This is a genomic window from Thermoactinomyces sp. DSM 45892 (assembly GCF_900107305.1).
Lineage (GTDB): Bacteria > Bacillota > Bacilli > Thermoactinomycetales > Thermoactinomycetaceae > Baia.
Genome location: NZ_FNPL01000018.1, coordinates 1 through 18,021 on the forward strand (window position 1 = coordinate 1; position 18,021 = coordinate 18,021).

The following is an 18,021-nucleotide window of genomic DNA, read 5'->3' on the forward strand; positions in this document are numbered from 1 at the left end:
TTAAGCCCTCCAGCGCCGATGGTACTTGGACCGCAGGGTCCTGGAAGAGTAGGACGTCGCCAGGCATACATAATAAAAGAAGCATTCAGTTAAAAACTGGGTGCTTCTTTTATTATGCGAAATTATACTTGTGAAGAATCGAAGATTTATGATGGCGTTACGAGAAGTTTGTATAGAGTCCCGTCAAAGAGCTATTTGTGCATAAATATCTAAATAATTAGATTTAATCAGACTTTCTCATATATTAAACCGAACGCTTCAAATCAATATTTGATAAATGTTCGTTTTTTATTGACTAACTTTTAACTCCTTGTTACACTGATAACGAATCAAGCTTATGAACCAAATAAATATCTCAAAACGAATATAGAATAAAGTACTTTTCTTCATATAAGTCTGGGAATAGGCCTGGATGTCTCTACAAGGAAACCGTAAATTTCCTTTCTATGGGGAAAGTCTACTTTTAGGCGGGACATAAGACCGAAAATGTAGATTTTTCACATGAAAATATCTGTATTTCGGTCTTTTTGACATTTAAATTAGAGGGAGAGATGAATAGATGAATCGCCCGAAAGTTGGAGTAATCATGGGGAGTACGTCAGATTGGTCCACGATGCAAAAAGCTTGTCAGATTTTGGACGAGTTAGAAGTGTCTTATGAGAGGCAAGTCGTTTCTGCTCACCGTACCCCGGATGAGATGTTTCAATATGCGGAAGAAGCATCCAGGAAGGGGATTAGTGTCATTATTGCCGGAGCAGGTGGCGCGGCTCATCTACCAGGTATGGTTGCTTCTAAGACGACTCTTCCTGTGATTGGAGTTCCGATTAAAAGCTCCACATTAAATGGGATCGATTCTCTCCTATCTATTGTACAGATGCCAGCTGGTGTACCAGTAGCAACCGTTGCTATTGGGGATGCGGGGGCAAGTAATGCAGGCTTATTGGCAGCTCAGATATTAGCCATAACGGATGAAGACTTACAACGAAGATATCAGGAGCGCCGAGAGATGATTCGTGAGCGTGTCTTAAAGGATCGTGATCTGGCATGAGAATACAATTTACTCAGTCGGAGTCCCTACTGAATAGTCTTCCTAAAAAAGAATCCGGTTTTAATTTGAGGCAATCAAATAGTATCCCTTCTGCTCCATTGGTCGTTCCTGGACAGACGATTGGAGTGTTAGGTGGTGGTCAGTTGGGTCGCATGATCATCTTGGAGGGCCGTAGACTAGGATACCGTTTTGTTGTATTAGATCCTGATATCGACTCCCCCGCAGGACAAGTAGCGGATGAACAAATTATCGGAGAGTACGATTCCCCGATGGCAATGGAACGAATGATAGACAAGTCTGATCTGGTTATATATGAATTTGAAAATATAGATCTTGATACGGTTCGCATGGTTGAAGCGATAAAACCCTTACCACAAGGAAGTAATCTGCTTCGATGGACCAAGCATCGAGGAGAAGAGCGGAAGGTGTTACAAGATGCACAAATCCCGATTGCCCCTTATCAGATTGTGACATCGAAAGCACAGATGCTTGAGGCGATTGAGGAACTGCAACTCCCATGTGTATTGAAAACACTGACAGGTGGTTATGATGGTAAGGGCCAATGGGTGGTACGTGCTTTAGAAGATCCACTTCCCCCATTAGAAGTAATAGAAAGGGGAATATTGGTCGAGAAATTTGTTCCTTATGTAAAAGAGATCTCGGTGATTGTGGCTCGGGGTGTTTCAGAAGAGGTGGAGGTTTACCCACCTGTTATGAATATCCATCGAAATCAAATGTTACACATGACGATTTCTCCCGCCCCGATTAAAGAAGGAATCCGCGAGAGAGCGGAAAAAATTGCATATCAATTGGCTAGCCAACTTTGGTTTGTAGGGGTGCTTGCTATTGAAATGTTTGTGTTGGCGGATGGGACTATTTTGGTAAATGAATTGGCTCCTAGGCCACACAATTCAGGACATATCACAATGGATATTACGACCACTTGCCAGTTTGAGCAGTTTATACGTGCGGTAACAGGACTTCCGCTTAGTAAGCCGGCTCGAAAAAATAGTGGAATTATGGTAAATCTATTAGGGGAGCATCAAGATGCCTTTTTTGGTGAATTAACAAAGTTGCCGCCTTGTGCAAAGATACATTGGTATGGGAAAAGTGTTGCCAAAGAAGGAAGAAAGATGGGACACATTAATTTTGTTGGGGATTCGTTACAAGATTTGTTAGAGTTGGTAAATGAGATACCCATTTGGAATCCATTAAGCGGGCAAGAGTGGGGAGCTATTTTTTCCATTGCTAACCATCAGATAGAAAGTAGGAGATTGTATGATTGAACGTTATAGTCGCCCGGAGATGATGGCGATTTGGACAGAAGAGAATAAGTTTCGTGCTTGGTTAGAGGTAGAAATCCTTGCTTGTGAAGCATGGGTCGAGCTGGGTCATATTCCTAAGAAAGAGGTTGCATTGATCCGCAAAAACGCGAGGGTGAATGTCGAGAGAATTGCGGAGATTGAACTGGAAACACGCCATGATGTCGTTGCGTTTACTCGTGCTGTTGCGGAGACGCTTGGCTCGGAATCAAAGTGGGTACATTATGGGCTTACTTCTACGGATGTTGTGGATACAGCGTTATCGTATTTGCTTCTTCAAGCAAATGAAATTTTACTTGCGGATGTGGATCAGTTCATAGGGGTTTTGAAAGAGAAGGCACTCGAACATAAGTATACTGTGATGATGGGACGTACCCACGGTGTACATGCGGAACCGACGACATTTGGCCTGAAAATGGCGCTTTGGTATGCAGAGATGAAGCGGAATCGGGAACGATTGGTACAAGCGATTGAGTCAGTACGTGTAGGGAAAATGTCTGGGGCAGTCGGAACCTATGCTAATATTGATCCGTTTGTAGAGGAGTATGTATGTGAGAAGTTAGGCTTGCAGGCAGCGGAGATCTCCACACAAACATTGCAACGCGACCGACATGCTCATTATTTATCAACTCTTGCTTTGATTGCGACCTCTTTGGATAAGTTTGCGACAGAGATTCGGGGCTTGCAGAAGAGTGAGACACGTGAGGTGGAAGAAGCATTTAAGAAAGGGCAAAAGGGCTCTTCTGCGATGCCTCATAAACGGAATCCAATCGGCTGTGAAAATGTTAGTGGATTGGCACGTGTGATTCGTGGGCATATGGTTTCGGCGTATGAAAATGTTCCTCTCTGGCATGAGCGGGATATTTCCCACTCTTCGGTAGAACGTGTTATTTTACCAGATGCAACGATTTTGCTTGACTATCTGCTAAACCGCTTTGCTCGTATTGTAAAAGAATTAACCGTATTCCCTGAAAATATGAAGCGAAATATGGACCGTACTTTTGGATTGATTTACTCTCAACGTGTTCTGCTTACCTTGATTAATAAGGGTTTGAAACGAGAAGAGGCATACGATCGTGTGCAGAAATTGGCGATGCAGGCATGGGAAGAACAAACACCATTTCGCTCTCTTGTGGAAAAGGATGAACTGATTCGTGAAACGCTTAGTGAGGAAGAGACAGTAGATTGCTTTGATTATCAGTTCCATCTGGCGCAAGTGGATACGATTTTTAAGCGAGTAGGTTTGGAATTGTAAGATAGCCATTCAATAGGTAATTGAGCAGACTCTCTATCCCTCTTAACCTACATTCTAGTTAATCAACAGGGCTATTTAGGTGGATAAAGAGACATGCCCAAGTGTCTGGTTAATCATTTGCGTGACTGTAATAGAGAAATTACCTTAGGAGTGAGAGGAATGTTAACAGTGATGGCCTAGGGTTAATGAAGACAGGAGGAGCTTGCATGAGTACAGATAGCTTGCTGTATGAGGGGAAGGCGAAACAACTATTTCCCACTGATGATCTACAAGTTCTTCGGGTTGTGTATAAGGATTCTGCGACTGCTTTTAACGGGGAGAAAAAGGCAGAGTTAGAAGGGAAAGGGGTTTTAAACAACCAAATTAGTAAGCTATTTTTTGATTACCTTACCAAGCATGGTGTGGAGCATCATTTTATTGAAATGATTTCGGACTATGAACAATTGGTAAAAAGGGTGTCCATTATCCCGTTAGAGGTAGTGGTGCGAAATATAGCGGCTGGATCTTTGGTGAAACGAGTAGGGTTAGCAGAAGGGACTCAGTTAAGTCGTCCAATAGTGGAATTTTATTATAAGAATGATGGGTTAGGCGATCCGCTGATGAATCAAGACCACATCGCGATGTTGGAGCTTGCTACTTCAGATCAAGTGGGGCATATGAGGCAAATCGCTTTGCAGGTAAATGATATTTTACAGCTATATCTGGAACAAAAGGGACTTGTGTTGGTTGATTTTAAGTTAGAGTTTGGAGTCGATCCGTCTGGAACATTATTGCTAGCAGATGAGATATCCCCTGATACGTGCCGTTTTTGGGATAACGTAACGGGAAAGAAGCTAGATAAAGATCGATTTCGCCAAGATCTAGGAAATGTCTTAGAAGCATATCAAGAAATCTACCAACGACTAGGGGGAGCTTCACATGCTTAAAGCGATCATTTTTGTTACGCTAAAAGAGAGTGTACTCGATCCACAAGGTGTGGCTGTAAAGAATTCGTTGCACACGATGGGCTATCAAACGGTTGCAGATGTGAGGATTGGCAAAAGACTTGAGGTTGTGCTGGATACGATGGATCGGCAAAAGGCAGAAGAAGAGATCCGGGTCATGTGTGAAAAGCTACTTTCGAACCCTGTGATGGAGAATTTTACGTTTGAAATCGAGGAGGTAGATGAAAGTGCGATTTGCAGTTCCAATCTTTCCGGGGTCTAATTGTGACTGGGATTGTATCCATGGTGTGGAGGATGTATTAGGAGAAGAGGTACAACCAGTATGGCATCAAACTTCTCATTTAGATGGATTTGACGCGATTATTTTACCAGGTGGCTTCTCTTATGGGGATTATCTGCGCGCAGGTGCGTTGGCCCGCTATTCTCCTGTGATGGAGTCGGTTGTGAATGCTGCAAGTGAAGGAAAACTTGTAATCGGAATATGTAATGGATTCCAAATTTTGCAAGAAGCAGGACTCCTTCCAGGGGCATTGATGCAGAATCATCATCTGCAATTTTGTTGTGATTTCACTACGCTACGTGTCGAAAATAATCAAACTCCTTTTACCAATCAATATAAGCTTGGGGAAACAATTGAAATTCCGATTGCTCACGGGCAAGGTAATTTTACTTGTGATGAGGGCACTCTTATTGAATTACAAGCAAATAACCAGATACTCTTCCGATATGCAGGAACGAATCCAAATGGCTCTCTAGACCAAATCGCAGGAATTACGAACCGAAACGGGAACGTGCTTGGCATGATGCCTCATCCCGAACGAGCGATTGTAAATTGGATGGGGTCAGCTGATGGAACTAGATTATTTACATCAATGTTACAAGCATGGAAGGAGAATCAAGGTGCTGCATGAATCTACTCAAACTGTTGCGCAAGCTGTGAAGACGATGGCGAATGAGCCTACTCCAGAGAATATTCGAGATCAAGAATTGTACCGAAATATGGGTGTTTTGCCTGTTGAGTATGACCAAATCTGTGGACACCTAGGTCGTCTGCCTAGTTGGACAGAAGTAGGCATTTACTCGGTTATGTGGTCAGAACATTGTAGTTATAAGAACTCGAAACCATTGCTTCGCAAGTTTCCAACGTCTGGACCAAGGGTTTTGCAAGGTCCGGGAGAAGGAGCAGGCGTAATTGACATCGGGGATGATCAGGCTGTTGTGTTTAAGATTGAGAGCCATAACCATCCATCAGCTGTTGAGCCGTTTCAAGGGGCGGCAACGGGTGTAGGTGGGATTATCCGGGATGTGTTTTCCATGGGTGCTCGTCCAGTTGCGTTGCTTAATTCATTACGTTTTGGTGAGCTTGAGTCGCCACAGGTTAAGTATCTATTTGATCATGCAGTAGCTGGGATTGCTCATTATGGAAACTGTATTGGAATCCCGACGGTGGGTGGAGAAGTTGTATTTGATCCATCTTATGAGGGGAATCCACTAGTGAATGCGATGTGTGTCGGAGTGCTCGAGCATCAAGAGCTACAAAAAGGGATCGCAACAGGTATAGGTAATCCTATTATCTACGTTGGGGCTAGCACAGGGCGTGATGGGATTCATGGAGCTACATTTGCCTCGGAGGAGTTAAATGAGGAATCAGAGGAGAAGCGGTCTGCGGTTCAAGTGGGTGATCCATTCGTGGAGAAATTGCTTCTCGAAGCTTGTATTGAAATGGTAAAGAAAGAAATGCTTTTGGGAATTCAAGATATGGGAGCAGCAGGGCTTACCTGTTCAAGTGCGGAGATGGCCGCCAAAGGTGGAGTGGGGCTAGAGATGAATTTAGACTTAGTTCCACAACGTGAATCTGGAATGACGCCGTATGAGATTATGCTCTCTGAATCCCAGGAACGAATGCTACTGGTGGTCGAGGCAGGTAGGGAACACGAGGTAAAAGAAGTTTGTGATCGCTGGGGATTGCAGTCTGCTGTAGTGGGACGTGTGACGGAAGGAAATCGTTATCAAATTTTACACGAAGGTGCTTTGATTACCGATATTCCTGTTCATACGTTGGTGGATGATGCACCTATTTATCAAAGAGAAGCGAGGGAGCCTGCTTACTATACCGAATTCGGACAAGTAGATGCATATGACCAAGTGAAAGAAGTAGATCCACAAGCGGCTTTTTATCAGATTTTAGGTTCAAGTAATGTAGCAAGTAAACGTTATGTTTATCAACAATATGATCATATGGTACGTACAAGTACGGCGGTTCGTCCGGGATCGGATGCGGCGGTTGTCGTGATACGAGGGACCGAAAAAGCACTAGCGATGTCAACGGATGGAAATGGTCGTTATGTTTATCTAGATCCAGAGCAGGGTGGCCGGATCGCGGTGGCTGAATCAGCTCGGAATGTAGTTTGCTCTGGTGCTGAGCCACTTGGTGTAACGGATTGTTTAAATTTTGGTAGCCCAGAGAAGCCAGAGGTATACTGGCAGTTATCGAAAGCAATTGATGGCATGAGTGAGGCGTGTTATGCATTATCTACACCTGTCATCGGGGGAAATGTAAGCCTCTATAATGAGACAAATGGACAGCCTATCTTCCCGACTCCGGTTGTGGGGATGGTGGGATTGATTGAGAAGAGAGAGCATATTACAACGCAAGCATTTCAGCAAGCTGGCGACTGTGTATTGTTACTAGGTGATACTCAGATTGAATTAGGTGGGAGTGAGTTGCAATATCTGATCACAGGTAACATCAGTGGACGCCCGCCGGTACTCCATTGTGAAACCGAACAAACCCTTCAAGCGGCACTGCTAAAAGCGATCCGCCAAGGGATGATTCGATCTGCCCATGATTTGGCAGAGGGGGGATTTGCTTTAGCGGTGGCTGAATCAGCGATGAGCGGAAAATGTGGTGTTACGATTGATTTGAAAAATGAATTACCTACGATCGCCGCACTTTATAGTGAGACCCAATCACGTGTTATGGTAAGTGTGCGCTCGGCAGATCGGGCAAAGGTGATCTCCTTTTTCCAAGAAAATGGGGTTCCAGTTCAAGAGGTGGGAGTTGTTGCGGAAGAGCCAACGATCACGATTTCTCACAATGGACAAGTTGTGATATGTGACTCTCTTGCTTCGATTACGCAACTCTATGAGGAGGCGATCCCATGCAAGATGAAAGCATCTTCGACGAACTAAATGAAGAATGTGGCGTGTTTGGCATTGTAGGTCATCCGACAGCCTCCGCTTTGACATATTACGGATTACACGCTTTGCAACATCGTGGACAAGAGAGCGCTGGTATCGTCAGTACAAATGGAGATCACTTTCATATCCATCGCGGTATGGGGCTGGTAACCGAAGTGTTTTCTACCGAAGTGATTGAGCGATGCAAGGGAACGGTGGCCATTGGTCATGTTCGCTACTCTACAACAGGGGCAAGCGAGCTAGCGAATGTGCAACCTCTTGTCTTTACGTATGCTAGAGGGGAAATTGCTATTGCTACGAATGGGAACTTAGTAAACGGGGACCGATTGCGAGCAGAGCTAGAGGCAGAGGGATCGATTTTTCAGACGACTACTGATACAGAAGTGATTGCACATTTAATCGCCCGCTCTCGGGAGGAGACGATTGAAGGTGCGGTAAAAGAAGCATTAAATCGTCTAGTGGGAGCTTATGCGCTTCTCATCCTAACCAATGAACAGTTACTGGTTTGTCAAGATCCACATAGCCTGCGCCCTTTATCAATGGGGATGGTGGAAGGTGCATATGTTTTTTCTTCAGAGACATGTGCGTTTGATATTACTGGTGCGGAATACATTCGTGAAATAGAGCCTGGGGAGATGATTATTCTCGATGATCGAGGGATACGCTGCGAACGGTTCGCACCGCCTGCTCCGCGCTCACTCTGCTCGTTTGAGTATATCTACTTTGCTCGGCCAGATAGTGATATTGGTGGCATTAATGTCCATAGTGCTCGAAAGCGTATGGGAGTCCAGATGGCGCTTGAGGCTCCCGTGGAGGCGGATGTTGTAACGGGTGTGCCTGATTCCAGTATTTCAGCAGCAATCGGTTTTGCGGAAGCAACTGGTATCTCATACGAATTAGGATTGATTAAGAATCGCTATGTAGGACGGACTTTCATCCAGCCTAGTCAGATGATGCGAGAACGCGGTGTCAAGATGAAATTGAGCGCTGTTCGCAAAGTCGTAGAAGGAAAGCGAGTTGTCATGGTGGATGACTCGATTGTGCGTGGGACGACGAGCCGCCGAATTGTTCAGCTACTTCGTGATGCAGGTGCAACCGAAGTTCATGTGCGCATTAGCTCTCCGCCTGTGAAAAATCCTTGTTTCTACGGAATTGATACCGCCGACCGAGAACAATTGATCGCGGCTACTCATTCGCTGGATGAGATACGTTTAACAATCGGAGCAGATAGCTTAGCCTTTTTAAGCCCGGAAGGGATGCTGCGAGGAATCGGGCGAGATTCTCAGGAGAAGAACTGTGGACATTGTTTAGCTTGTTTTAACGGTGATTATCCAACTGTTATCGAACAGGAACTAGTAGGGGAGGGGCGACGATGAGTAAGTCCTATCGTGCGGCAGGAGTGGATATTGACGCAGGAAATGAGGCAGTAGAGAGAATGAAATCGCACGTAAGCCGAACGACTCGGCCGGAAGTGATGGGTGGCTTAGGCGGATTTGGGGGTTTGTTTGCTCTAGGTTCCTACGACGAGCCTGTATTGGTTTCTGCTACAGATGGGATTGGAACGAAGCTGAAAGTGGCTTTTATGCTAGATCGACATGATACCATCGGCATCGATTGTGTCGCTATGTGTGTGAATGATCTAGTTGTCCAAGGAGCGGAGCCATTGTTTTTCCTCGATTATCTAGCGACTGGGAAACTTCTACCTGAGCAGGCAGAGGCAGTTGTAAAAGGGATTGCGGATGGATGTGTTCAGGCAGGCTGTGCGCTTATTGGTGGAGAAACGGCTGAGATGCCGGGGATGTATGCATCTGGCGAATATGACGTAGCCGGTTTTTGTGTAGGGGTTGTGGAGAAACGGAATCTCCTACCAAGTTATGAGATTCAAGCTGGCGATCTCCTCATTGGATTAGCGAGCAATGGACTGCACAGCAATGGGTACTCTCTAGCGAGAAAGGTGTTACTAACAGATCGTGTATTTGATTGGTCAGAGCGTGTACCGGGATCGTCGCAAAACGTAGCGGAAGTGATGCTCACTCCAACTCGAATCTATGTGAAGTCGGTGCTCTCTCTAGTTGAGCATTTTACGATAAAAGGCGCAGCACATATTACAGGTGGTGGGATTGTAGAGAACGTACCACGGATGTTGCCGGAAGGTCTGCAGGCTGTGATTGATCGTAACTCGTGGCAGGTTCCGCCTATTTTTCAATGGATTCAGCAGGTCGGAAGTATTAGTCAATCAGACATGGATCGTACGTTTAACAATGGGATTGGGATGGTGCTCTGTGTCCCGATTAAGGAAGCAGACTCGGTTATGAAAAAAGCCGTCGAACTAGGAGAGACTCCTTTTCTAATCGGTAGGGTAGAAGAGGGAATGGATCTTCTTCGCTTTGACGATGGAGGCTGCCGATGAGTATTGCCATCTTTGCTTCAGGGAATGGCAGCAATTTCGAAGCTGTCGTCCGATATTCGAGGGAGCATCATTGGACAACTCCCGTTTCCTTGTTAGTCGTGGATCGTGAGGACGCGGGCGCGATTGAACGGGCTAAGAGATTAGAAGTACCTTGTTATGTTGTATCTCCGAAGCGGTTTTCTACTAGAGCAGAATATGAAGTGGCGCTATTGGAATTGTTAACGAAGCATGGTGTGCAGTGGATTGTATTAGCTGGTTATTTAAGGATTGTAGGGAGTACATTGCTTGAACCTTTTGAAGGCAGGATGGTTAACATTCATCCATCGTTGCTTCCTTCTTTTCCTGGACTTTATGCGATCGAGCAGGCGTGGGCTTATGGTGTGAGGGTGACGGGTGTGACGGTTCATTTTGTGGATGCTGGATTGGATTCGGGTCCGATTATTGTTCAGCGAGCTGTGGAAGTGGATCCAACTGATACGCTTGATAGGTTGAGAAATAAGATTCATGAGGTTGAGCATCGGATTTATCCAGAAACGGTATGGAAAGTAATTACAGGGGAAGTGTCTTATATTCCGAGGATTAGTGTGGTTGGTAGTTAAGTGCCAATCCATTAAAGATCAGCCCGTCAGATTGAGAATTTAGGTTGTGGGTAAGACACATTAGGCCAAACATGAATATAAAAATACAGCCACTCAAAAGGAGGATCACCACCATGAATCGTATCAAACGTGCTCTTGTTAGTGTCTCTGATAAAACGGGAATTATAGAGTTTGCTCAGCAATTAGTAGCTAAGGAGATCGAGGTGATCTCTACTGGTGGAACGCATCAACTCCTAAAAGCAGCCGGAATTCCTGTAATTGGGATGTCCGAGGTTACAGGCTTTCCCGAAATCATGGATGGTCGTGTGAAGACTCTCCATCCAAAGGTACACGGGGGTTTGCTTGCGGTTCGAGATCTTCCTACTCATAGACAGCAGATGGAGGCAAACGGGATCGAAGAAATTGATTTAGTGGTAGTTAATTTATATCCGTTTGCGCAAACCATTGCGAAACCAAATGTTTCATATGAAGAAGCAATTGAAAATATTGATATTGGTGGCCCGTCGATGGTCCGCTCAGCTGCTAAAAATCATCGATTTGTTACGGTAGTGGTCGATCCTGCAGATTATCAAAACATTGCTGGTGAGATTACGACTCGTGGGGAGACGACTCTGCAAACGAGAGAATATCTGGCAGCAAAGGCATTTTCCCATACTGCGTCTTATGATTCTCTCATTGCCCAGTACCTGAATAATCGCATGGATAATTCATTTCCAGAGCAACTGACTGTCACGTATCAGAAGAAGTCTTCTTTGCGGTATGGGGAAAATCCGCATCAGCAGGCAGCGTTTTACCAAGAGACTCTCGTTACGGACGGACTGATCGCTTCTGCTAAACAACTTCATGGTAAAGAGCTTAGTTATAACAATATCAACGATGCAAATGCTGCTCTCGCTATAGTAAATGAATTTCAAGAGCCGGTTGTAGTTGCCGTGAAGCATATGAACCCATGTGGTGTAGGAATGGGAGAAACGATTGAAGAAGCTTACCAAAAAGCATACGAAGCGGATCCGGTCTCCATTTTTGGTGGAATTGTCGCAACGAATCAGGTTGTAACGAAGGAAGTAGCGCTTCAAATGAAGAAGCTGTTTCTTGAGATTATATTAGCTCCTCATTTTGAAGCGGATGCACTGGAAATACTTCGAGAAAAAAAGAATCTTCGTCTTATGGAATTAGGAAAAGCCACTCAAAGTAAAGGGAATTCGATTATTACCGTAGGTGGAGGTGTTCTTGTTCAGGAAGCAGACCTACACCAAGTAAGCCGAGATGATTGTCAAGTGGTAACGGATCACAAGCCTACTCAGGAGGAGTGGGAGCAACTCTTGTTTGGATTTAAAGTGGTGAAACATGTAAAATCCAATGCCATCGTACTAGTGAAGGAGAATCGTACAGTGGGAGTAGGAGCTGGACAAATGAACCGAATCGGTGCCGCTCGAATCGCGATCGGGCAAGCAGGAGAACTTGTCACTGGGGCCGTATTAGCTTCAGATGCTTTTTTCCCAATGCCAGATACGGTGGAAGAAGCGGCAAAAGCGGGAGTAACAGCTATTATCCAGCCAGGTGGTTCTATTCGAGATCAAGAATCGATTGAAGCAGCTAATCGATTGGGGTTGGCAATGGTGTTTACTGGAGTTCGCCATTTCAAACATTAGACAGATCCAATTTTCTTTTGAGAACAAAGATTTATGAAGTATCGACTTGTATTTTCCTTGCGTATACTAATAAAAAAACGTTAAGGAGGATTCTCTTTTATGTCGTTATTAAAATGGGCTTTGTTCTGGACGATCACGGCTGTCTTATTGATCGGCGTCCTTTCGTATATAGGGTTTGATTCAGGTTTAGCAGTTTGGGGAAGTAATTTGAAATTTGGAGCAGGCTTATTCTTTGCGGTTGCGTTGGTCGTAGGGGGAGTACTCACAACCGATAAAAATTACAAAGCGAAAACGAAAAGCTTTTATCGTGAAGAATGGTCCTTTATTTGTCTTCTTGTTACAATTTCACTTTTCGGTATTAGTCTGGTCTTTTCCTAAATCCTTGGGTGGACGGTAAGGTCGGATGATATGCCGATTTACCTTCTAAAGGGGGATAAATGGATGCGCGTACTAATCATTGGTAGTGGTGGTAGGGAACATGCTTTACTTTGGAAGATCGCACAGAGCCCGAAAGTGAAGGAAATCTTTGTAGCACCTGGAAACGCCGGGATGATGAATGTGGCAAAGCTTGTACCGATCCCTGTAGATGATTTAGGTGGTTTGCGCCAGTTTGCTTTGGAACAACAGATTGATTTAACGATTGTGGGACCGGAAGTCCCTCTGCTACAGGGGATTGTGGACCAGTTTCAAGAAGTCGGCTTATCCGTCTTTGGTCCAAATGGACAAGCTGCACAGATTGAAGGAAGTAAACGTTTTGCGAAGGACTTGATGAAAAAATACGATATCCCAACGGCTGCTTATCAGGTTTTTACTGATGCGGACGAGGCGAAGCAATATGTGCGTCAAGCGGGAGTACCTATTGTGATTAAAGCAGATGGTCTGGCAGCGGGTAAAGGAGTCGTTGTGGCGGCTACTTTACAAGAAGCCGAGCAAGCGATTTCGGAGGCTATGGAACAGAAGGTGTTTGGGTCAGCAGGAGATGTTGTGGTAGTAGAAGAGTTTCTTGTCGGACAAGAGTTATCCTTGATGGCATTTATAGATGGGACAACCGTTGTGCCGATGGTTCCAGCCCAAGATCATAAACCAGTCTTTGATGGGGATCTGGGGCCTAATACAGGTGGAATGGGTACATACTCGCCTGTGCCACAGTTCTCGAATGAAGTCTTGTCTCTCTCTGTTCAAACTATTTTAGAACCGATGGTACAAGCCTTCCAAAAAGAAGGAATCAATTATCGAGGCGTCTTATATGCAGGTTTGATGATAACGAAGGAAGGGCCGAAGGTAATTGAGTTTAACGCTCGCTTTGGAGATCCTGAAACACAGGTGGTGCTTCCGAGACTAACCAGTGATTTAGTTGAAATTCTGATAGCCGTAGTAGAAGGGCGCCTTCATGCAGATCTGGTTACATGGTCAGATGAAGCGGCTGTCTGTGTTATCTTATCAGCAGGTGGATATCCGGGCCCCTACCAGAACGGAGTGCCGATCACTGGCAGGATAGATCAGTTAGACGATAGGGAATCTGTATACCATGCAGGAACAAGGTATGAAGGTAGCCAGTTGGTATCAGCAGGGGGTAGAGTGCTTGGGGTGACTGCACTAGGAGAAAACTTGCAAATTGCTCGCGAAAAAGCATATCGCCTTGTGGAACAGATCCATTTTCCAAACGCACACTATCGAAAAGATATTGCGGAAAAAGCAATTCAATATCTGGCACAAATCCATATATAAAATGTCTTACTAAGGCCGTCTACTGATCGCTCAGCAGACGGCCTTTCTATGTAAATAAAAAAGAGGCAGGTCTGTACTTGCCCCTTCTGCATCTGACTCAATCAGATGTTATTAGCACATGGTTGTTGTTTCTTTATCTCCCTGGATGCACATGGCGTGAACAGGGATTTGAAACCACCAAGCCCCATCTGTCCTTCGAATAGGCTGATAGCCGGCTTTTTTCAAAGTGCGAGCGACAGTCCAACTTGCGGTATAGACGGTGGCTAGGTTGGTGGATTCATCAAATTGGATCACGGTTTCTTTTTCCATTTCACTTAGAGACATGTTACTATTCACTCCCCAACCGGATCAGATTCCTGATCACATATTTTTTGATTTCATGTCTTTGTTCTCAAGTCCACGTTGCCACCTTCAAGTACGAGAAACTGTTTGTACACTATTTTTCGACGTAAACTGACAGATGCCTTCTTTTTTCTGAAAAATTTTTTCTTATCACTTCGAGAAATAATCTTTTTCAGAAGGTAATCAGTATCTTTAATCCCGGGCTAGTGTTCTTCATCGATACAAAGTTGTTTCATTCTGACTTTCGTAAAAAGAATCGTAATAGAAGTGATCTCCAAATGGTGATCGTAGTATATGTGAAAACGCCTCCAAAACCGACGGGATAAATGGGTAATTGACTTAGAGTGTATAGATCTATCTACGACCAGAGAGAAACAGCTAATCTCATCCAATGGATCTGTTCGCTCACTCTATACCTCCTTTTTAGTTCTTGAAAACTATTATACGAAAAAGTCAGAATATAGGCAATAGATAAGACTTGGATTTGAAGTAAATTTCCTATGTTGAGTTAATCAGAACAAATGTTCTGTTTCTAATTTAGATTGTAACATAGTTTGTTAGGTTTGCAAGTAGCAGATCATAAAAAAAAGATCTGGCCGAATAGTGGCCAGATCGACAAATCTGAGGACGAAAGTAAAGTCATTCGTGTGAACTAGATGTGGAGAAGCTTAGGACCATATCTTTGCTAAAAGAGGAACGGATTTTGTTGTAGAGAGCTCTGCAAGGGCAGAATCGAGCAATCCCCTCTGCGATTTTCATAACGGACATCATTGCGATAAAAAGGTAGCGTAGTCGATTTACACGACGACGATTTAAATAGTTCATACTCCAGACTAACCCAAGCAATCCACAAGTGATTCGTACGATGGCATTTGCTGTACTAATATTTTTTTGCATATTTGATCCCCCTAGGTTTGTTGCTATTAGGTTGTTCTAACTTGCCTGCTCTATACTTAAGAGAGCAGAAAAATATGTTGAAGTTGAAATGAAATCGGGTAATTAGAAGCGAGGTGTTATCCACAGTTATCGACTTGGTAGCGTTTGGATTTTTGTATGGTATAATAAGGAATATTTGATTAGGTTCTCTAAATTTCGGCTGTTCAACGACTAATGGTTTGTGGTAATCTTATATTTTCGCGTGGTAAGTGTAACAATGGATGTGATTTGAATCATTCCATACAACTATTTTGGTTTGTTTATTGTAATTTCTTCATATTATTCGGCTTGATATCTTTAAAATAAAGGGAGTTAACATCTTGAATATGGAACGGAACCAGCATGTGATTCATAACCTCACTGCATTTTTGTACCTTTCCATTCTACTCTCCCCATTTTTACCCCCAGTCGCTTTAGGACTACTTAGCTGTGCTACTATTTATTACGTTAGGGGAAATTGGGAGTTTAGAAGCTGGCCAGAGGTTGTTTTTCTCGGCTTTATGCTAGTGACTATCATTAGCTGGTGCTACAATCCAACTTGGTATCACCTAAAAGACCAAGGTATTACGTTCCCGATTGGGATCGTACCACTTGCAACATTCGGTGCTTACTACATGTTATCTATGTGGACGCGGAAGGTATTAAACTATAGTTGGCAAGATTTGCAAAAGGTATATCTCTGCTTTTGGCTTAGTGGACTTTATGTGGCTGTGATCGTATTTCTACAGCAACTAGATTGGTATGGATTACATGCTACGTGGGTAGGAGATTTATTAGACTTTTATCGTACAAACCGGTATCAATCAGAGAGATCGATTCGAAGCATCGGTACAACAGGTAACTCTAATTTAACAGCTGCACTTTTAATTTGTTTTGCATTATTAAGTATCTATGCCTCATCCGTTTTAAAAGGAAAATGGAAGAAAACGCTGGCCTTCTCGATGTTTTTTTTATTTTGTACTGCGATAGCGTATACAGGTTCTAGAGGAGCTTGGATTGGGTTGGTAATTGGCCTGATCGTTCAAGTATGGATGACCGGCCAAAGAAAATGGACTGTGGGTTTGTTTGCCACTTTTGTCGGTATCGTGGCATTTTTTCCATCTATTATTCCTCGAAAAGATACACTTGCTACTACCATTGACGACCGCTTTCAGGTATGGAGCACTTCTTGGGAAATCTTTCAGGATAACTGGCTATTAGGAACATTACCGATTCATTTTGGACAGTTATATAAGCAGATAACCGGCAAAATTATCTACCATGCGCATAATGTGGTACTGGGTATTGCTTCGGAGTATGGAGTGATTGGACTCCTTTTATTTAGTGCTCTCATTTTCATGACGATTCGTCGAGCAAGGGCATGGAGGAAGGCGGCGAATCAGAAGGGAGAAAAACGATTGGCTGGTATGTTGATCTCACAGACAGTCGCTTTACTCGGTCACGGTATGTATGATTACCCGATTATTTCGCCTCAAGTGGGTTTACTGTTTATGTTAAGTGTCGTGATGATTCATACACAATATGAACGAAGGTGTGTAGTACGGCCTAATTGGAGTGAAGAAGAGGAATCAGCAGATAAGTTAAAAGCCGCATCGTATCAGGCAACTCACGTATCAGCAGCCCTTTCTATTCGGAAAACTAATAAAAACGATTCGTAGTGAAATAAAAACTTTGTACTCTAGATGGATGGTGTACAAAGTTTTTTTGTTGTGTCCTTTTATGTTTAACTTTTCAAAATTCTGTCCATGATGTTATTAGAATTGATAAGAAGAAGGTGAACATGAATGAAAAAGTATTTATTAGTCACTCTAGTGATTGTTCTTCTTGCCATAGGTGCTCATATCAAGAATGATGGCTCTCTTCGATTAGATCCAGTACCCGTCGCAGCCAAAGAAATGGAATCATCATCAGCTAATACTTCTTCCTATGTAAAGATAACCATTCAAAAAGGAGACACTCTTTACCGCTTGGCAAAGACGCACGGCACTTCTGTGCAGAAAATCGTGGAATTAAATCAGATTGCGGATCCATCTAAAGTTCGAGTAGGGCAATCGATTCGAATTATGAGGAATGGAAAACAAGTAGTACAAAATTCCGTACCAAGTGAGTCCAAGACGGAGAGTTCGATACAAACATCTTGGCATCGCGGAAAAGTGTTAGGCGAATTTTCTGTTGTCGCGATGACCCCGCCGATACAAAGTAAGAGTAGCCTTAGTGGAGTTACCATTGGCGTGGATCCAAAAGTGATCCCTATAGGATCTAGAGTATATCTTCCCACCATCGGCTACCGCACTGCCCGGGATGCAGAAGGAAGAGTACACAGTAATCAGATTGAATTGTACGTCGAAAGCACTGCAAAAGCAAGACAGATGGGTACAAAGGAAAAAATGTTGCTGGAAGTCGTGAATTAACATGTATAGAAGCTACTAGGCTAATCGAATTCCTAGTAGCTTTCCCTGTATTTCTATGACCATAAAGAAAAAAAGCTATCTCTTCAGATTTTATACTGAAAAAGATAGCGTTTTTGATGTTCGGTTTTATGGAGAATAGGCCGTTATGATCGCCTTGTATAGATGCGTTTAAA

The 18,021-nt window shown here is 43.7% G+C and carries 17 protein-coding genes and 1 riboswitch; of the genes, 15 read left to right on the forward strand and 2 right to left on the reverse strand.

Translation table 11 applies throughout. From position 1 onward, the window contains the following. The first annotated feature begins 366 nt into the window (after nucleotides 1-366). Nucleotides 367-467: riboswitch (purine riboswitch) on the forward strand. A 92-nt stretch (nucleotides 468-559) separates the two neighbouring features. The 13 genes from purE (at nucleotide 560) to purD (ending at nucleotide 14,159) form a co-directional block, all read left to right on the forward strand. Next, nucleotides 560-1,048 carry a 5-(carboxyamino)imidazole ribonucleotide mutase gene (gene purE, locus BLU58_RS13675; protein ID WP_093293007.1) on the forward strand — a complete coding sequence of 163 codons (489 nt, stop codon included), beginning with the start codon at nucleotides 560-562 and terminating at the stop codon, nucleotides 1,046-1,048. Next, nucleotides 1,045-2,334: a 5-(carboxyamino)imidazole ribonucleotide synthase gene (purK, locus tag BLU58_RS13680; RefSeq protein ID WP_093293009.1), complete on the forward strand. Its 1,290-nt coding sequence runs from the start codon at nucleotides 1,045-1,047 to the stop codon at nucleotides 2,332-2,334. The genes purE and purK overlap by 4 nt, the downstream gene beginning before the upstream one ends. Next, a complete protein-coding gene (purB, locus tag BLU58_RS13685; RefSeq protein WP_093293011.1) occupies nucleotides 2,327-3,625 on the forward strand; it encodes an adenylosuccinate lyase in 1,299 nt (432 codons plus the stop codon). The genes purK and purB overlap by 8 nt, the downstream gene beginning before the upstream one ends. 206 nt (nucleotides 3,626-3,831) lie before the next feature. Next, entirely contained in the window at nucleotides 3,832-4,551 is a 720-nt protein-coding gene (gene purC, locus BLU58_RS13690; protein ID WP_093293013.1) for a phosphoribosylaminoimidazolesuccinocarboxamide synthase, read from the forward strand. After that, complete coding sequence (purS, locus tag BLU58_RS13695; RefSeq protein WP_093293015.1) at nucleotides 4,544-4,831, forward strand: phosphoribosylformylglycinamidine synthase subunit PurS; 288 nt, start codon at nucleotides 4,544-4,546, stop codon at nucleotides 4,829-4,831. The genes purC and purS overlap by 8 nt, the downstream gene beginning before the upstream one ends. Then, on the forward strand, nucleotides 4,797-5,480 hold the full coding sequence (gene purQ, locus BLU58_RS13700; RefSeq protein WP_093293017.1) for a phosphoribosylformylglycinamidine synthase subunit PurQ: 684 nt from the start codon (nucleotides 4,797-4,799) through the stop codon (nucleotides 5,478-5,480). The genes purS and purQ overlap by 35 nt, the downstream gene beginning before the upstream one ends. A 34-nt stretch (nucleotides 5,481-5,514) precedes the next feature. Next, entirely contained in the window at nucleotides 5,515-7,761 is a 2,247-nt protein-coding gene (purL, locus tag BLU58_RS13705; protein ID WP_093293133.1) for a phosphoribosylformylglycinamidine synthase subunit PurL, read from the forward strand. Further along, nucleotides 7,731-9,146 carry an amidophosphoribosyltransferase gene (gene purF / locus BLU58_RS13710; protein WP_093293019.1) on the forward strand — a complete coding sequence of 472 codons (1,416 nt, stop codon included), beginning with the start codon at nucleotides 7,731-7,733 and terminating at the stop codon, nucleotides 9,144-9,146. Before purL ends, purF begins: the two co-directional genes overlap by 31 nt. Continuing rightward, nucleotides 9,143-10,180 carry a phosphoribosylformylglycinamidine cyclo-ligase gene (purM, locus tag BLU58_RS13715; RefSeq protein ID WP_093293021.1) on the forward strand — a complete coding sequence of 346 codons (1,038 nt, stop codon included), beginning with the start codon at nucleotides 9,143-9,145 and terminating at the stop codon, nucleotides 10,178-10,180. Before purF ends, purM begins: the two co-directional genes overlap by 4 nt. Continuing rightward, the gene (gene purN, locus BLU58_RS13720) at nucleotides 10,177-10,779 is read left to right on the forward strand and encodes a phosphoribosylglycinamide formyltransferase (RefSeq protein WP_093293023.1); all 603 of its coding nucleotides are present in this window, start codon (nucleotides 10,177-10,179) and stop codon (nucleotides 10,777-10,779) included. The genes purM and purN overlap by 4 nt, the downstream gene beginning before the upstream one ends. Nucleotides 10,780-10,892: 113 nt before the next feature. Then, nucleotides 10,893-12,431 carry a bifunctional phosphoribosylaminoimidazolecarboxamide formyltransferase/IMP cyclohydrolase gene (gene purH, locus BLU58_RS13725; RefSeq protein WP_093293025.1) on the forward strand — a complete coding sequence of 513 codons (1,539 nt, stop codon included), beginning with the start codon at nucleotides 10,893-10,895 and terminating at the stop codon, nucleotides 12,429-12,431. Nucleotides 12,432-12,530: 99 nt separating this feature from the next. Next, on the forward strand, nucleotides 12,531-12,809 hold the full coding sequence (locus BLU58_RS13730) for a hypothetical protein (RefSeq protein WP_093293027.1): 279 nt from the start codon (nucleotides 12,531-12,533) through the stop codon (nucleotides 12,807-12,809). Between the two features lie 63 nt (nucleotides 12,810-12,872). Next, entirely contained in the window at nucleotides 12,873-14,159 is a 1,287-nt protein-coding gene (gene purD, locus BLU58_RS13735; RefSeq protein ID WP_093293029.1) for a phosphoribosylamine--glycine ligase, read from the forward strand. Nucleotides 14,160-14,270: 111 nt separating this feature from the next. Here purD and BLU58_RS13740 read toward each other — a convergent pair whose 3' ends face one another. Together BLU58_RS13740 and BLU58_RS13745 are read right to left on the reverse strand one after the other, a co-directional pair. Continuing rightward, entirely contained in the window at nucleotides 14,271-14,483 is a 213-nt protein-coding gene (locus tag BLU58_RS13740) for a hypothetical protein (protein ID WP_072335702.1), read from the reverse strand. 657 nt (nucleotides 14,484-15,140) lie between these two features. Next, nucleotides 15,141-15,398 (reverse strand): YgaP family membrane protein, encoded by a 258-nt coding sequence (locus tag BLU58_RS13745; protein ID WP_093293031.1) that lies wholly within the window; start codon nucleotides 15,396-15,398, stop codon nucleotides 15,141-15,143. Between the two features lie 365 nt (nucleotides 15,399-15,763). Between BLU58_RS13745 and BLU58_RS13750 the strand changes: the two genes are divergently transcribed. Then, the gene (locus tag BLU58_RS13750) at nucleotides 15,764-17,095 is read left to right on the forward strand and encodes an O-antigen ligase family protein (RefSeq protein ID WP_255404726.1); all 1,332 of its coding nucleotides are present in this window, start codon (nucleotides 15,764-15,766) and stop codon (nucleotides 17,093-17,095) included. Between the two features lie 126 nt (nucleotides 17,096-17,221). Next, the gene (locus BLU58_RS13755; RefSeq protein ID WP_093293035.1) at nucleotides 17,222-17,848 is read left to right on the forward strand and encodes a LysM peptidoglycan-binding domain-containing protein; all 627 of its coding nucleotides are present in this window, start codon (nucleotides 17,222-17,224) and stop codon (nucleotides 17,846-17,848) included. Nucleotides 17,849-18,021: the final 173 nt, after the last annotated feature.

Bases quoted from the DNA above. Each gene is read 5' to 3' on its own strand.
- BLU58_RS13730 (WP_093293027.1), top strand. From the start codon at position 12,531: ATGTCGTTATTAAAATGGGCTTTGTTCTGGACGATCACGGCTGTCTTA.
- purE (WP_093293007.1), top strand. From the start codon at position 560: ATGAATCGCCCGAAAGTTGGAGTAATCATGGGGAGTACGTCAGATTGG.
- BLU58_RS13745 (WP_093293031.1), bottom strand. From the start codon at position 15,398: ATGCAAAAAAATATTAGTACAGCAAATGCCATCGTACGAATCACTTGT.
- purS (WP_093293015.1), top strand. From the start codon at position 4,544: ATGCTTAAAGCGATCATTTTTGTTACGCTAAAAGAGAGTGTACTCGAT.
- purM (WP_093293021.1), top strand. From the start codon at position 9,143: ATGAGTAAGTCCTATCGTGCGGCAGGAGTGGATATTGACGCAGGAAAT.
- purN (WP_093293023.1), top strand. From the start codon at position 10,177: ATGAGTATTGCCATCTTTGCTTCAGGGAATGGCAGCAATTTCGAAGCT.
- purD (WP_093293029.1), top strand. From the start codon at position 12,873: ATGCGCGTACTAATCATTGGTAGTGGTGGTAGGGAACATGCTTTACTT.
- BLU58_RS13750 (WP_255404726.1), top strand. From the start codon at position 15,764: ATGGAACGGAACCAGCATGTGATTCATAACCTCACTGCATTTTTGTAC.
- purL (WP_093293133.1), top strand. From the start codon at position 5,515: ATGGCGAATGAGCCTACTCCAGAGAATATTCGAGATCAAGAATTGTAC.
- BLU58_RS13740 (WP_072335702.1), bottom strand. From the start codon at position 14,483: ATGTCTCTAAGTGAAATGGAAAAAGAAACCGTGATCCAATTTGATGAA.
- BLU58_RS13755 (WP_093293035.1), top strand. From the start codon at position 17,222: ATGAAAAAGTATTTATTAGTCACTCTAGTGATTGTTCTTCTTGCCATA.
- purK (WP_093293009.1), top strand. From the start codon at position 1,045: ATGAGAATACAATTTACTCAGTCGGAGTCCCTACTGAATAGTCTTCCT.
- purH (WP_093293025.1), top strand. From the start codon at position 10,893: ATGAATCGTATCAAACGTGCTCTTGTTAGTGTCTCTGATAAAACGGGA.
- purC (WP_093293013.1), top strand. From the start codon at position 3,832: ATGAGTACAGATAGCTTGCTGTATGAGGGGAAGGCGAAACAACTATTT.
- purB (WP_093293011.1), top strand. From the start codon at position 2,327: ATGATTGAACGTTATAGTCGCCCGGAGATGATGGCGATTTGGACAGAA.
- purF (WP_093293019.1), top strand. From the start codon at position 7,731: ATGCAAGATGAAAGCATCTTCGACGAACTAAATGAAGAATGTGGCGTG.